The following is a 14,018-nucleotide window of genomic DNA, read 5'->3' as shown; positions in this document are numbered from 1 at the left end:
GGCCGGAGGCAAACGGCGGGCGGACACCGGGAGAACTGCCCGTTTCCGTGGGTTTTCTGCCAAACATCTTGACGTTCCCACATGAACGGGCATAAAGTCATGCAAACACAGATTGCATGTGATGCCCGTTACGTCGACCACGTCGGCGTGGACGGGCGGACCGAGACAGAAGGAGGCGCCATGTTCGCCGAGGAACGCCACCAGCTCATCGACGGGCTGATCAGCGAACACGGCAAGGTGACCGTCTCCGCCCTGGCCGACCGGTTCTCCATCACCCGCGAGACCGTCCGGCGCGACCTCGCCCAGCTCGAGGCGGACGGCATCCTCCGCCGCGTCCACGGCGGCGCCGTCGCCGCGACCACCGCCAGCACCAGCGAGCAGAGCCACGTCACCCGCACCACCCTGCACGCCGACGCGAAGGCGCGCATCGCCGACGCCGCCCTCGCCCTGCTGCCCGCGGGCGACGTCTCCGCGGTACTCGACGCCGGGACGACGACGGAGCTGCTCGCCACGCGCCTGACCGGGGAGTACGCCGCCGCACGCGGTTCCGAACTGCTGACGATCACGCACGCGCTGCCAGTCGCGCACCGGCTCCCGGCCGGGGCGGGCCTGCAGCTCGAGTTCGTCGGCGGCCGCATCCGGGGCCTGACCAGCGCGGCCATCGGCCCCCGCGTGGTCGAGCACTACGCGTCCCTGCGCCCCGACATCGCGTTCATCGGCACCAACGGCCTGCACCCGACCTTCGGCCTGAGCACCCCGGACGACCTCGAGGCGGCGGTGAAGTCGGCCATCGTCGACTCCGCGCGCCGCGTCGTCGTCCTGGCCGACGCCAGCAAGTTCCATGCCGAGGCGCTCGTCCGCTTCGCCCACCTCGACGCCATCGACACGGTCGTCACCGACGCCGCTCCCGATGCCGATCTCGCCGCGGCCCTCGACGCCGCAGAAGTGGAGGTCGTGCTCGCATGATCGTCACCCTGACCGCCAACCCCAGCCTGGACCGCACGATCGAGCTGGACGGCCGGCTCGAGCGCGGCGGCGTGCAGCGGGCGGGCTCCACGCACGCCCAGCCGGCCGGCAAGGGCGTCAACGTCTCGCGCGCCGTCGCCGCCGCCGGGTCCGCGACCCTCGCGCTGCTGCCCGGCGACACGGCGGACCCGCTCGTGCTCGGTCTCGACGCCGCGTCCCTCCCCTACCGGGCGATGCCGATCGGCGCGTCCCTGCGCAGCAACATCACGCTGACGGAGCCGGACGGCACCACCACCAAGATCAACGAGCCCGGCCCGCACCTGGACGCCGACCAGCAGCGGGAGCTCGGCGGACTGGTCGCCGACGCGGCCGACGGCGCCGCCTGGCTCGTCCTCGCCGGCTCGCTGCCGCCGGGCGTCGAGGCGGACTTCTACGCGCGGCTGACGGCCACGCTGCGCCGCGAGCTCGGCGGCCGCTGCCCGAAGATCGCCGTGGACACCTCCGGCGCCCCGCTCGCCGCGTTGTTCGACGGCGGCACGGGCTTCGGCGCCGCGGCCGTCCCGACGCTGCTCAAGCCGAACGCCGACGAGCTCGCCGAGCTCGTGGGCGGCACCACCGAGGCCGAGCTCGAGGCCGATCCGCACCGCGCCGTCGCAGCGGCCCGGGAGCTGATCGGCGCCGGGGCCGAGGCCGTGCTCGCCACGCTCGGTGCGGCCGGGGCCGTCCTCGTCACCGCCTCGGGCGCGTGGCAGGGCACCCACGCACCGGTGACCGCCCGCAGCACGGTGGGCGCCGGAGACTCCTCCCTGGCGGGCTTCGTGCTCGCCGAGTCGGCGGGCCTGCCCCGCCCCGACTGCCTGCGGCGGGCCGTCGCCTACGGCGCCGCGGCGGCCTCGCTGCCCGGCTCCACCATCCCCACCCCCTCCCACACCACCGAAGACGCCGTCCGCGTCGTCCCCCTCACCGGTAAGGACCAGCCATGACCGACATCCAGGGTTCACAGGAACTGATCACCGAGGAGCTCGTCCGCCTGGACGCCGACCTCGGCACCGACAGCGCGGCCGTGATCGATGCGCTCGCCGCCATCGTCGCGTCCACCGGCCGTGCCACCACGGCGGAGGACCTCGCCGCGGACGCGAAGGCCCGCGAGGCGAAGACGGCCACCGGCGTCCCCGGCGGCATCGCGATCCCGCACTGCCGCTCCGCCGCCGTGACCGTCCCGACGCTGGGCATGGCCCGGCTGGAGCCGGCCGTGGACTTCGGGGCGAAGGACGGCCCCGCCGACCTGGTGTTCTTCATCGCCGCCCCGGAAGGTGCCGACAAGGACCACTTGAAGCTGCTCTCCAAGCTCGCCCGCGCCCTGGTCAAGAAGGACTTCACGGCGGCCCTGCGCGCGGCGCGGACCCCGGCGGAGATCGTCGAGCTGGTGCGCGGCGTCGTCGCACCGGCGGAGACGGGCACGACGGCGGCTCCGGCCGCCGCTGCGGCGCCCGCGGACGCCCCGGACGCGGGCGGCGGGCAGGCGGCCCCCGAGGCCGCTCCGAGCACCAAGCCCAAGCTCGTCGTCGTGACCGCGTGCCCGACCGGCATCGCCCACACCTACATGGCCGCCGACTCGATCGCGCAGGCCGGGGAGGAGTCCGGCGTCGAGATCGCCGTCGAGACGCAGGGCTCCGCTGGCGCGACCCCGCTGGACCCGGCCGTGATCGCGGCCGCCGACGCCGTGATCTTCGCGGTCGACGTGGACGTGCGCGACCGCGACCGCTTCGCCGGCAAGCCTGTCATCCAGGTGCCCGTCAAGCGCGGCATCGACGAACCCGCCGAGCTGGTCAAGCGGGCCGTCGCCGCGGCCTCCGACCCGGACGCCCGCCGCGTGCCGGCCGCGTCCGGATCGGGCCCGGACGAGTCCGCGCAGTCCGGCGACCGGGAGAGCGTCGGCGGCGCCCTGAAGCGCGCGCTGCTCACCGGCGTCAGCTACATGATCCCGTTCGTGGCCGGCGGCGGCCTGCTCATCGCGCTCGGCTTCCTGCTCGGCGGCTACGACATCACCGGCGTCGCCGACGACATCCTCGCCGAGAACACCCTCTTCAACCTGCCCGACGGCGGCATGTCCGCCTACCTGGGCGCGGTCGCCTTCAAGATCGGCGCCCTCTCGATGGGCTTCCTGGTCCCGGCCCTGGCCGGCTACATCGCGTTCGCGTTCGCCGACCGGCCCGGCATCGCCCCCGGTTTCACCGCGGGTGCCGTCGCCGGCTTCATGGGCGCGGGCTTCCTCGGCGGCATCGTCGGCGGCCTGATCGCCGGCCTCGCCGCGCGCTGGATCAATTCGTGGTCCGTGCCGCGCTGGCTGCGCGGCCTGATGCCGGTCGTGATCGTCCCGCTGCTCGGCTCGATCATCGCCTCCGGTCTCATGTTCCTCTTCCTCGGCGGCCCCATCGCCGCGCTGACCGAGGGCCTGAACAGCTGGCTCTCCGGCATGACCGGCACCGCCGCGGCGCTGCTCGGCCTGATCCTGGGCCTGATGATGGCGTTCGACCTCGGTGGCCCGGTCAACAAGGTCGCCTACTCCTTCGCCGTCGCCGGCCTCGGCGCGGCCTCCCTGGCCACCAACCCGGCCCCGCTGATGATCATGGCCGCCGTGATGGCCGCCGGCATGGTCCCGCCGCTGGCGATGGCCCTGGCCACCACCATCTCGCCGAAGCAGTTCTCCGGTGCCGAGCGCGAGAACGGCAAGGCCGCCTGGCTGCTGGGTGCCGCGTTCATCTCCGAGGGCGCCATCCCATTCGCCGCCGCCGACCCGCTGCGCGTCATCCCGGCCTCCATGCTGGGCGCCGCCACCACCGGCGCGATGATCATGAGCTTCGACGTCGTCAGCCAGGCCCCGCACGGCGGCATCTTCGTCTTCTTCGCGATGGACGGCACCTGGCCGATGTTCATCGTCGCCACCCTGGCCGGCACGGTGGTCTCCGCCGCCGCCGTCCTGGCGCTGAAGAAGTTCGCCCGCAAGTCCGTCCCAGCCGAGGTTGCAGCATGAGTGAGCCCATCCAGCACGACGACGCCCGCACCTTCGCCGGGGTCGGCGTCAGCGCCGGCCGCGTGATCGGCTCCGTGAAGCGGATGCCGGACCCGGTGGCCCCGCCCGCCGACGGCGACCCGATCGCCGGCGGCGCCACCGTCGAGGAGGAGTCGGAGCGCCTCAAGCAGGCCACCCAGGCCGTCGCCGCGACGCTCAAGGAGCGCGCGTCGAAGGCCACCGGCGACGCCGCGGACGTCCTGAAGGCCACGGCCCTCATGGCCTCGGACCGCACGCTGCTGAAGTCGGCGACGAAGCTCGTCGCCTCCGGCACGAGCGCCGAGTCGGCGATCTGGGAGGCCGCCGACGCGGTCGCGACCCAGCTCGCGGCCCTGGGCGGCTACATGGCCGAGCGGGCCACCGACGTCCTGGACGTCCGCTCCCGCATCGTCGCCGAGCTGCGCGGCGTGCCCGCCCCGGGCATCCCGGACGCGGACGAGCCGTTCGTGCTCTGGGCCGTGGACCTGGCCCCGGCCGACACGGCCACGCTGGACCCCGCCAAGGTCCTGGCCCTCGTCACGTCCGACGGCGGCCCGCAGTCCCACACCGCGATCATCGCCCGCTCGCTCGGCCTCCCGGCGATCGTCGCCGCGACGGAGACGACGGCGCTGGCCGACGGCGACGTCGTGTTCGTGGACGGGATCAACGGGACCGTGACCCGGAACCCGGGCGACGCCGAGGCCCGCCTGGCGGAGGCGTACGCGTCCCGCACCGAGCTGCCGGCCTTCGACGGCTCGGGCTCCCTCGCCGACGGGCACCCGGTCCCGCTGCTCTCCAACGTGGGCAGCGGCGAGGACGCGGCCGCGGCCGCCGCGGCGGGCGCCGAGGGCGTCGGCCTGCTGCGCACCGAGTTCTGCTTCCTGGGCCGGGACCAGGAGCCGGGCCACGAGGAGCAGGTCGCGGCCTACCGGGCCGTCTTCGACGCGTTCGGCGGCCGCAAGGTAGTGGTCCGCACCCTCGACGCGGGCGCCGACAAGCCCTTGCCGTTCCTCACCGACGACTCGGAGCCGAACCCCGCGCTCGGCGTGCGCGGCTACCGCACCGACACCGCGACCCCGGGCGTCCTGGCCCGCCAGCTCGCCGCGATCGCCGAGGCCGCCGACGGCTCCGAGGCGGACGTGTGGACGATGGCCCCGATGATCTCGACGCCGGCCGAGGCCGCCCGCTTCGCCGCCCTGTGCGCCGAAGCCGGGCTGAAGACGCCGGGCGTCATGGTCGAGGTCCCGTCGGCGGCGGTGCTCGCGCGGCAGCTGACCGCCGAGGTGGACTTCGCCTCGATCGGCACGAACGATCTGACCCAGTACACGATGGCGGCGGACCGCCAGCTCGGCGCCCTCGCCGAGCTGAACGACCCGTGGCAGCCGGCCGTCCTGCACCTCATCAAGGCCACGGCCGACGGCGGCGCGGCCGCGGGCGGCGACGGCTCCCCCAAGCCCGTGGGCGTGTGCGGGGAGGCGGCCGCGGACCCGGCCCTCGCCGTCGTGCTGGTGGGTCTGGGCGTCGCGACCCTCTCGATGAACCGGCGGGCCCTTCCCGCCGTGGCCGCGATCCTGAAGACTGTCACCCTGGACGACGCGCGGCGCATCGCCTCCCTGGCTCTCGCTGCGGGGTCCGCGGGCCAGGCGAAGGAGAGCGTGCGCGCGCAGCTGCCGGACCTGGAAACCTTCGGACTCTAGAACCGCCTGCACCTACCGGCGCCGGCCCGTGCGCGGGCCGTCACCACCCAACCAGAAGGAGAACCTCATGGCAGAACGCATTGCCACCATCGCCAGCCGCGTCGGCCTGCACGCCCGCCCGGCCTCCATCTTCGCCGAGGCCGCCGCCGAGCAGCCCGTCGAGGTAACGATCGCGCTCGAGGGCGAGGCGCCCGAGGAGGCGCTGGACGCCTCGAGCATCCTCTCGCTGATGGGCCTCGGCGCCGAGCACGGCACCAAGGTCGTGCTGCGCGCCGAGGGCGATGGGGCGGACGCCGCCCTGGACGCGCTCGTGGCCATTCTCGAGACGGACCACGACGCCGAGTAGTCCGGTCCGCTTCCCGCCCGCTCCTGCGGGCAGACGGCCGCTCTCCCCGCCGCGGGGAGGGCGGCCGTCGTCGTCCGCCCTGGACGCCCCGGAGGAGGCTCGGGGAATCCGGGCCCCGCGGGCGGCCTCAGCTGCCGGCCAGGTGCTCCCAGAGGACGGCGACGCGGTCCTGGAGGGAGTCGGCGACCCGCTCCGCCCCGGACGCCTCGTCCTCGCGCGCCTCCGGGAGGTCCCAGTCCGCGTACTCCTTGTCCGGGTAGACGGGGCAGGCATCGCTGCAGCCCAGGGTGATCACGACATCTGCGGAGCGGACGGCGTCCTCGGTCAGCGGCTGCGGGGCCAGGCCCTCGACGAGCAGCGACCGGGTCTCCGGGTCGAGATTCTCGCCCGAGAGGGAGCCGGCCGAGCGCACGGTAACCGCGTCGCCGGCGGCATCCCGGAGGAAGGCGGCGGCCAGGCGGGCGCGCCCCACGTTCTCCACGCAGACGAACAGCACCTCGGGCCCCTCCGCCGTCGCCGCGCCCAGCGACTGCTGGATCCGGCGCAGCCGATCGTTCGCGGAGCGCCCGGCCGTCGCGGGTTATAGGCCAAGATGTGTGTCTGCGAGGGGACTGCTTCCCAGCAATAGCGGGCCAATTTCGCTCTTGACATAGGCTGAGTCCTTTATGCGTGAAGGATGCTTGCAATCGACCTGCCTGCCCGGTATGCGGTGCGCGGATGAAGAAGAACGGACACACCAGCAAGGGCACGGTCCGCTGGCGTTGCCCGGCCGGTTCCTGCGGAGCGAGTACGACCCGGGCCGGCCGCGCGCCGACGTCGCTCGCAGGCACGAGTTCGCCGCGTTCATCGGCTGGATCACCGGCAAGGACAACCAGGGCGCCGGCTCCATGAGCGCACGCACGTTCCGCCGGCGCACCCTGTGGTGCTGGAACGTGGCCCCGACGATGCCCGTGACCGGGGTCGTGGACCGGTATCTGATGCTCGATGGCACCTATTTCAACGGGTGGTGCGTGCTCGTCGCCTACAACGGCGCCTACGTCACCGGCTGGCAGTGGTGCGACCGGAAGAAACGCGCTTCGTGGGACGCGCTGATATGCCGGCTGCCGGCCCCGGACATCGCCGTCATCGACGGCAACGGGCCCCTGGCCTCGGCGATCCAGGCGCATTGGCCCGAAACGGCCCGGCAGCGCTGCTACTTCCACATCCGCCAAGCCGCGCACAAGCACCTGACCCGGAAACCGAAACTCAAGGCAGGTCAGGAGCTGCTCGCCCTGATCAAGGCACTGGGCCGGGTTTCCACGACCGTGGAGGCTTCGGCCTGGACGAGCGCCTACAGCCAGTGGTGGTCACGCTGGGACGAGTTCGCCGGGCACCGCACTCACGCCCGCGACGGCGCCGTCCGCCCCTCGCACGTCAAGCCCGGCCAGAAGTGGTGGTACACGCACCTGCGACTGCGTCGGGCCCGGAAACTCATCGACGATCTGATCCGCCACGACGAGCTCTTCACATGGCTCTCCCAAGCCGTCGAGGACGAGGTGCTGCCGCGGACGACGAATCCGCTCGAGGGAGGCATCAACGCCGGCATCAAGGACGTGCTGCGCGTTCACCGCGGGCTGCGCGAGGACCACGCGCGTCGAGCCGTCGACTGGTACCTCTACCAGCGGACCGAGCATCCAGCCGAGCCCTGGGACCACGTCCGGCCCGAGCACTGGCAACCGGTATCGCGCACGAGCACACCGGTCGAGGACGATCCCCTCGGACCAGCCACCTACGACACCGGCTTCAGCTGGGAAGACGGCAACGGGATCCAGCAAGGCTGGGGCGGAGGACGCCGATGACACGCCCGAAAAAGACACACATTCTGGCCGCTAACCCGCCGTCGCGGCCAGGTAGTCGCGGAGCTGGGCGTCCCCGGCCAGCGCCGCGTAGGACTCGAACACGAACCACTCGACCATGATCGGGGCGAACGTCCCCCGGTAGCGGTCGGCGAGGCGCACGGCCTCCCGCTCCAGGATGTGCAGGTCCAAGGTCGACGCGTCGCCGGGCACCGGGTGCTCCGGGCTCGCGGCGGTCTCGTTGCGCATCGTTTCCATCCTCCGGTTCGTGTGGCGGTTTCCCGTTAAACAACAGCGGGGACGGCGCACCGTGGACGAAACCACGGGTACGACGATCCCCAGCAGGAAACTGTACGTCGTCGCGGCCGGCGACGCCGCACCTGTTGCACCATGAGACACCGGCCGGCGCCGGAACGACGCAGCGCCCCGGCCCCTCGACGAGGGAACGGGGCGCTGCACCGCCTGGCGGACGACTAGATGATGTCGTCGCTGAGGTGGTCCGGAGTGCCGAAGCGATGCGTCGTGATGGAGACGGCCTGCTCGTGCACGAACGGCAGCAGCTCCACGCGTCCGGAGGAGACGACCGGGTGCGAGTAGATCGCGACGATCGGCGCACCCTCGGCCGCCTCGTGGGCGGCCGTCGCGGCGCTCTCGAGATCGTCGGAGATCAGACGGATGCGGCTGGAAGCGTGCGGTCCCTCCGCGGCGCCGAGCTGGGCCAAGCGCAGCTCCCAGTCGTCGTTGTTCTCCTCGGCCACCAGCACGCCGGCGTTCCGCAGGATCGACAGGACCTCGTCGGAGACGTCCTCGACCGACACGGTCACCCGGGCGTCCGGGGCGACGTGCCCGTGGGCCTGCCAGACCGTGAGCCCGGCGCCGACCACGCGGAAGAGCTCGGCCGTCAAGCGGTCGCTCGGCTCCCCGCCGAGGCGGACCGTGACCGGGACCGGGCGGTACCGGAACAGGTTGCGCTCGGCCTGCAGCCCGGACGGGTCGCGGGTCGCACCGAATTCCCGGGCCCACTGGTCGACGTCGTCGGCCAGCGCATTGGCCAGCCACGTCGCGCTCTCCTCGCTGAGGACGCCGCGCGCGGCGTCCAGCAGGGCGGCCGGGGCGCCGACGACGGCGGCGCTCATGCCCTCGAGCGGAACGTCCCTCCATTCGCCGAGGCCCACGAGGTAGTTCGGTCCGCCGGCCTTGGTCGTCGCGCCGACGGCCGACTTCTTCCAGCCGCCGAACGCCTGGCGCTCGACGATCGCGCCCGTGATACCGCGGTTGATGTAGAGGTTGCCGGCCTCGACGTGCTCGAGCCAGTACTCCAGTTCCTCGACCTCCAGCGAGTGCAGGCCGGAGGTCAGGCCGTAGTCGGTCGCGTTGACGTACTCGACGGCCTCCTCGAGGGTGTCCGCGGTCATCACGCCGAGGATCGGCCCGAAGTACTCCGTCAGGTGGTACTCGCTGCCCGGGCGGACTCCGACGCGCACGCCGGGGCTCCACAGCTTCCCGGACTCGTCGAGCTGCTGCGGCTCGAAGATCCACCGCTCGCCGTCGTTCAACTGGGTCAGACCGCGCTTGAGCTTGCCTTCCGCCGGGCCGATGATCGGCCCCATTTGCGTGGCGGGCTCCCACGGGTAGCCGACCTGCATGGAGCCGACGGCGTCGACCAGCTGGTTGCGGAAGCGCCGGCTCGTGGCCACCTCGCCCACGAGGATCACGAGCGAGGCCGCCGAGCACTTCTGGCCGGCGTGAGCGAACGCGGAGTAGGCGACATCCTTGGCCGCCAGATCCAGGTCGGCGCTCTCGGTCACGATGATGGCGTTCTTTCCGCTGGTCTCCGCGAGCAGCGGAAGGTCCTTGCGGAAGGAGCGGAACAGCTCCGCGGTCTCGTAGCCGCCCGTGAGGATCAGGCGGTCCACCGCGGGGTGGCTGACGAGCTGCGTGCCGAGCTCGCGTTCGCTGAGCTGCACCAGCTGCAGCACGTCGCGGCTGATGCCGGCCTCGTCGAGGGCCTCCCAGACGGCCTGCACCATGACGGACCCGGAACGCGCGGCCTGCTTGGCCGGCTTGATGATGACCGACGAGCCCGAGGCCAGCGCGGAGAGCACGCCGCCGGTCGGGATCGCCACCGGGAAGTTCCACGGCGGGGTCACGACGATCAGCTTGCTGGGCTGGTACTCGGCACCCTGGACCTCGTCCAGCTCGCGGGCGAGCTTGCCGTAGTAGTGGGCGAAGTCGATCGCCTCGGAGACCTCGGGGTCGCCCTGGTCGATGGTCTTTCCGCACTCGGAGGCCATGACCTCGAGCAGGTCGGCGCGGTGGTTGGCGAGCTTCACGCCGACGCGGTCCATGACCTTCGCGCGCTCGGCGCCCGAGAGCTGCGACCACGCCGTGGACGCGGTCAACGCGGTGTCGACGGCGGCCTCCACCTGCTCGGCGGTCTCCAGCGTGTGGTCGCGGATCAAGTCGTTGCCGAGCTCCGACTCCTGGGCGCGCGCCAGGATCCCGGCGCCCCAGACCCGGTTTCCCGGCAGGTCCGGGTCGGTGTCCGGGGTATTGGAGAATCCGGACTCGAAGCCGGCTGCCGCGGCGTCGTCGTAGGCGAGGTCCTCGTTCGAACGGTCCTGCGTGCGCTTCGACGACGGCACGGCGCCGTCGGCGAAGTGCTCGCCGTCGAGATCCGCCAGCGAGGCGAGGAAGCGGTCCTTCTCGCGCTCGAAGAGGGCCTCGTTCTCATCGAGCTCGAACACGGCGGACATGAAGTTCTCCTGGCTCGCCCCCTCCTCGAGGCGGCGGATCAGGTAGGCGATCGCCACGTCGAACTCGCCCGGGTGCACCACCGGGGTGTAGAGCAGCAGGCTGCCGACCTCGCGGCGGACGGCCTCGGCCTGGCCCGTCGCCATGCCGAGCAGCATCTCGAACTCGAGCGGAGCGGCGTTCGAGTGCACGTCGATGCCGCGGGCCTTCGCCAGCAGGTGGGCCAGCGCCAGGTCGAACAGGTTGTGACCGGCGACGCCGACCCGGACGTTCTTCACGTGCTCCGGGGTCAGCGCGTACTCCAGGACGGCCTTGTAGGAGGCGTCGGACTCCTGCTTGGAATCCCAGGTGGACACGGGCCAGTCGCGGACGTCGGCCTCCATGATCTCCATGGGCAGGTTCGCGCCCTTGACGAGGCGGACCTTGATGGGGGCGCCGCCGTCGGCCACGCGCGCGGCGGACCATGCCTGCAGTCGCTGCATGGCGCCCAGCGCGTCCGGCAGGTACGCCTGAAGCACGATTCCGGCCGGGAGCCGCTTGAACTCGTCGCGGTCGAGCAGGCGCTCGAAGACGGCCATGGTCAGCTCGAGGTCCTTGTACTCCTCCATGTCCAGGTTGATGAACTTGGCGGGGCTGTACGTCGCTGCCTGGCGGTAGAGTGGGGCCAGCTTCTCGACGATGTCCTCCACAGCCGATTCGAAGGCCCAGTGGTTGTGCGGCGAAACGGTCGAGGACACCTTGAGCGACACGTAGTCGACGTCGTCGCGCGCCAGCAGCTTGGCGGTGCCGTTGACTCGGCGCTCCGCCTCGCGCTCGCCCAGGATGGCCTCGCCGAGGAGGTTGACGTTCAGGCGGGTGCCCTCGCGGCGGATCTTGTGGATCGCCGGCCCGAGGCGCGATTCGGTGGCGTCGACGATCAGGTGCGAGACCATCTGGCGCAGGACGCGCCGGGCGATCGGGACCACGATGCCGGGCAGGACCGGCCCCACCTGCGCGGCGACCTTCAGCGCGGACTTCTGGTACCAGGGCAGGAAGTCCGGCATTTTCGCCGTCAGCTCTGCGAGCTTGCGGGCGGCCGCCCGGTTGCTCTCCGGACGCACGACTCCGTCGACGAACCCGACCGAGAAGTCGAGCCCGTTGGGGTCCTTGAGTACACCGGCGAGCCGCTGGGCGGCCGTGTCGACGGGAATAGTCGAGGCTTCGGTGAGCCAACGACGTACCAATGCAATGGCCTCGTCTGCGAGGTCCTGCGGGCGCACCTGCTGTGCGGCCGCCTCAGGGATGGAGTTAGTGGTCATGCAGACGAGTATGGGGCAAGATTTATTGCAGCAAAAACGAACAAATCAGAACGATTCCGTTAAGCAAATCCGAACGATTCCAGGGAGGTTTCGCATGCTCGACATTCGCCGTCTGAGACTGCTTCGCGAGCTCAGCATCCGAGGCACTCTCATCGAGGTGGCAGAGGAGCTGAACTACTCGCCGTCGTCCGTCTCCCAGCAGTTGTCAGCCCTCGAGAAGGAGGCCGGAGTGCAGCTGTTGCGCCGCGTCGGGCGGCAGGTCCAGCTGACTCCCCAGGCGCACGTCCTCGTGGCCCACACGGAGGAGCTCCTGGCGTCACTGGAGCTGACCGAGGCGGCCCTCGCCGCGAGCCAGACCGAGGTGACGGGCACGGTGCGGGTTGCGGTCTTCCAGACGGCCACCCTGGCGCTGATGCCGGGCGCACTCCGCCGGCTGCGCCTGAACTACCCGGAAGTGCGCGTGATCATGTTCCAGCACGAGCCGGAGACCGCCCTGCGTGACACGTGGGCGAGGGAGTTCGACCTCGTGGTCGCCGAGCAGTACCCGGGCCACGCGGCGCGGCACCACCCGGGGCTGGACCGGAGGCCGCTGCTGCGCGACGTGATCAGGCTGGCCGTCCCGGGCAACCCGGACTCGCCCGAGGAGTTCTTCCGAGTGGACCGGCTCGAGGACACGGCGCACCTCCCGTGGGTCATGGAGCCCCGGGGTTCGGCCGTGCGCCACTGGGCGACCCAGGCCTGCCGGATCGCCGGCTTCGAACCCGAGATCCGCTACGAATCGGCCGACCTCCAGGCCCAGGTCCGGCTCGTCGAGTCGGGCAACGCCGTGGCGCTGCTGCCGGACCTGATCTGGACGCAGCGGGACACGACGGCCCGGCTGCTCGATCTGCAGGAGCTTCCACGCCGGGAGGTCTTCACCTCGATCCGGGATTCGACCGCCTCCCACCCCGCCGTGGCCGCCGTCAGGGCGGCGCTCGAAGAGGAGGCCTCCCTGCTGTCGAGTGACGCGGACATCATCTCCAACATGTAACGTTTTCATCACGATGTGATGCAGGCAACGTGGCAGAGTGTCATACTCAGAAGCTGTTCACTTACGCCAATTGAGGACACAATGACTGATACAACATTCCAGACCATTGCGATCGTCGTGTACTTCGCCGCGATGATCGCGATCGGCGTGTATGCCTATCGGCAGACGTCCAATCTCGACGACTACATGCTGGGCGGACGCCGCCTGCGGCCGGGGACCGCCGCACTGTCCGCCGGCGCATCCGACATGTCCGGCTGGCTGCTCATGGGCCTGCCCGGTGCGATCTACGCGAGTGGCCTCGTGGAGGCCTGGATCGCCATCGGCCTGACGATCGGCGCGTGGCTGAACTGGAAGTTCGTTGCGCCGCGCCTGCGCTCGTACACGGAGATCTCCAACAACTCGATCACGGTCCCCTCCTTCCTGGAGAACCGCTTCCGCGACAAGTCCCGCCTGCTGCGCATCATCGCCGGCGCGATCGTCCTGGTCTTCTTCACGTTCTACGTCTCCTCCGGCATGGTCGCCGGCGGCACCTTCTTCGAGGCGTCCTTCGGCCTGCCGTACATCTGGGGCATGCTCGTCGTCGCCCTGGTGACCCTGAGCTACACCCTGTTCGGCGGCTTCCTCGGCGCCACGCTGACCGACGTCGCGCAGGGCATCCTGATGCTCATCTCGCTCATCCTCGTGCCGATCATCGCGTACTTCGTGATGGGCCCGTCGGGCGTTGCGGAGGGCATCCAGGCAGCCGACGCCGAGGCCGGCATCAACCACCTGTCGCTCTTCGGCGGGGCCACCTTCATCGGCGTCGTCTCCGCCGCCGCGTGGGGCCTGGGCTACTTCGGCCAGCCGCACATCATCGTCCGCTTCATGGCGCTGCGCTCCGCCAAGGACGCCAAGGTCGGCCGCCGGATCGGCATCAGTTGGATGATCCTGACCGCCCTGGGCGCCGTCGCCGTGGCCCTCATCGGCCTGGCGTACTTCAACCGCGAGGGCACCCCGCTGGAGAACCCTGAGACGGTCTTCCTGGACATGTCCCAGATCGT

General features: G+C 71.4%; 11 protein-coding genes. 8 read left to right on the top strand and 3 right to left on the bottom strand.

Annotated elements, in window-relative coordinates; genetic code table 11:
• The first annotated feature begins 180 nt into the window (after positions 1 to 180).
• The 5 genes from IE069_RS08455 (at position 181) to IE069_RS08435 (ending at position 6,061) form a co-directional block, all read left to right on the top strand.
• Positions 181 to 966, top strand: coding sequence for a DeoR/GlpR family DNA-binding transcription regulator (locus IE069_RS08455; protein ID WP_189349695.1), 786 nt, complete (start codon positions 181 to 183; stop codon positions 964 to 966).
• A complete protein-coding gene (locus IE069_RS08450) occupies positions 963 to 1,949 on the top strand; it encodes a 1-phosphofructokinase family hexose kinase (RefSeq protein WP_189349694.1) in 987 nt (328 codons plus the stop codon). The genes IE069_RS08455 and IE069_RS08450 overlap by 4 nt, the downstream gene beginning before the upstream one ends.
• On the top strand, positions 1,946 to 4,000 hold the full coding sequence (locus tag IE069_RS08445) for a PTS fructose transporter subunit IIABC (protein ID WP_189349693.1): 2,055 nt from the start codon (positions 1,946 to 1,948) through the stop codon (positions 3,998 to 4,000). Before IE069_RS08450 ends, IE069_RS08445 begins: the two co-directional genes overlap by 4 nt.
• A complete protein-coding gene (gene ptsP / locus IE069_RS08440) occupies positions 3,997 to 5,715 on the top strand; it encodes a phosphoenolpyruvate--protein phosphotransferase (protein WP_189349692.1) in 1,719 nt (572 codons plus the stop codon). Before IE069_RS08445 ends, ptsP begins: the two co-directional genes overlap by 4 nt.
• 67 nt (positions 5,716 to 5,782) lie before the next feature.
• The gene (locus IE069_RS08435; RefSeq protein ID WP_189349691.1) at positions 5,783 to 6,061 is read left to right on the top strand and encodes an HPr family phosphocarrier protein; all 279 of its coding nucleotides are present in this window, start codon (positions 5,783 to 5,785) and stop codon (positions 6,059 to 6,061) included.
• A 127-nt stretch (positions 6,062 to 6,188) separates the two neighbouring features.
• On the opposite strand, the gene IE069_RS08430 is transcribed toward IE069_RS08435, so the two are convergent.
• Positions 6,189 to 6,557 carry an arsenate-mycothiol transferase ArsC gene (locus IE069_RS08430; protein WP_189349690.1) on the bottom strand — a complete coding sequence of 123 codons (369 nt, stop codon included), beginning with the start codon at positions 6,555 to 6,557 and terminating at the stop codon, positions 6,189 to 6,191.
• A 265-nt stretch (positions 6,558 to 6,822) separates the two neighbouring features.
• Here IE069_RS08430 and IE069_RS08425 point away from each other — a divergent pair, with 265 nt between their 5' ends.
• Positions 6,823 to 7,899 (top strand): IS1249 family transposase, encoded by a 1,077-nt coding sequence (locus IE069_RS08425; protein ID WP_189349689.1) that lies wholly within the window; start codon positions 6,823 to 6,825, stop codon positions 7,897 to 7,899.
• 30 nt (positions 7,900 to 7,929) lie between these two features.
• Here IE069_RS08425 and IE069_RS08420 read toward each other — a convergent pair whose 3' ends face one another.
• Together IE069_RS08420 and IE069_RS08415 are read right to left on the bottom strand one after the other, a co-directional pair.
• Entirely contained in the window at positions 7,930 to 8,145 is a 216-nt protein-coding gene (locus IE069_RS08420; protein ID WP_189349688.1) for a hypothetical protein, read from the bottom strand.
• 224 nt (positions 8,146 to 8,369) lie between these two features.
• Positions 8,370 to 11,948, bottom strand: a complete 3,579-nt coding sequence (locus IE069_RS08415; protein ID WP_189349687.1) for a proline dehydrogenase family protein — start codon at positions 11,946 to 11,948, stop codon at positions 8,370 to 8,372.
• 94 nt (positions 11,949 to 12,042) lie between these two features.
• Between IE069_RS08415 and IE069_RS08410 the strand changes: the two genes are divergently transcribed.
• A complete protein-coding gene (locus IE069_RS08410; protein ID WP_189349686.1) occupies positions 12,043 to 12,978 on the top strand; it encodes a LysR substrate-binding domain-containing protein in 936 nt (311 codons plus the stop codon).
• A gap of 81 nt (positions 12,979 to 13,059) precedes the next feature.
• Positions 13,060 to 14,018, top strand: a 959-nt coding sequence (locus IE069_RS15630) for a sodium:solute symporter family transporter (protein WP_444545868.1), incomplete at its 3' end; no start/stop codon positions are given.

It is taken from the genome of Zhihengliuella salsuginis, assembly GCF_014651715.1.
In the GTDB taxonomy this organism is placed as follows: Bacteria; Actinomycetota; Actinomycetes; order Actinomycetales; family Micrococcaceae; genus Zhihengliuella; species Zhihengliuella salsuginis.
Note: the sequence above shows the minus strand (reverse complement) of the source record. Positions and strands in the feature narration are given on the sequence as shown.

Coding starts and splice junctions, on each gene's coding strand:
- IE069_RS08455 (WP_189349695.1), top strand. CDS start 181: ATGTTCGCCGAGGAACGCCACCAGCTCATCGACGGGCTGATCAGCGAA.
- IE069_RS08450 (WP_189349694.1), top strand. CDS start 963: ATGATCGTCACCCTGACCGCCAACCCCAGCCTGGACCGCACGATCGAG.
- IE069_RS08445 (WP_189349693.1), top strand. CDS start 1,946: ATGACCGACATCCAGGGTTCACAGGAACTGATCACCGAGGAGCTCGTC.
- ptsP (WP_189349692.1), top strand. CDS start 3,997: ATGAGTGAGCCCATCCAGCACGACGACGCCCGCACCTTCGCCGGGGTC.
- IE069_RS08435 (WP_189349691.1), top strand. CDS start 5,783: ATGGCAGAACGCATTGCCACCATCGCCAGCCGCGTCGGCCTGCACGCC.
- IE069_RS08420 (WP_189349688.1), bottom strand. CDS start 8,145: ATGCGCAACGAGACCGCCGCGAGCCCGGAGCACCCGGTGCCCGGCGAC.
- IE069_RS08415 (WP_189349687.1), bottom strand. CDS start 11,948: ATGACCACTAACTCCATCCCTGAGGCGGCCGCACAGCAGGTGCGCCCG.
- IE069_RS08410 (WP_189349686.1), top strand. CDS start 12,043: ATGCTCGACATTCGCCGTCTGAGACTGCTTCGCGAGCTCAGCATCCGA.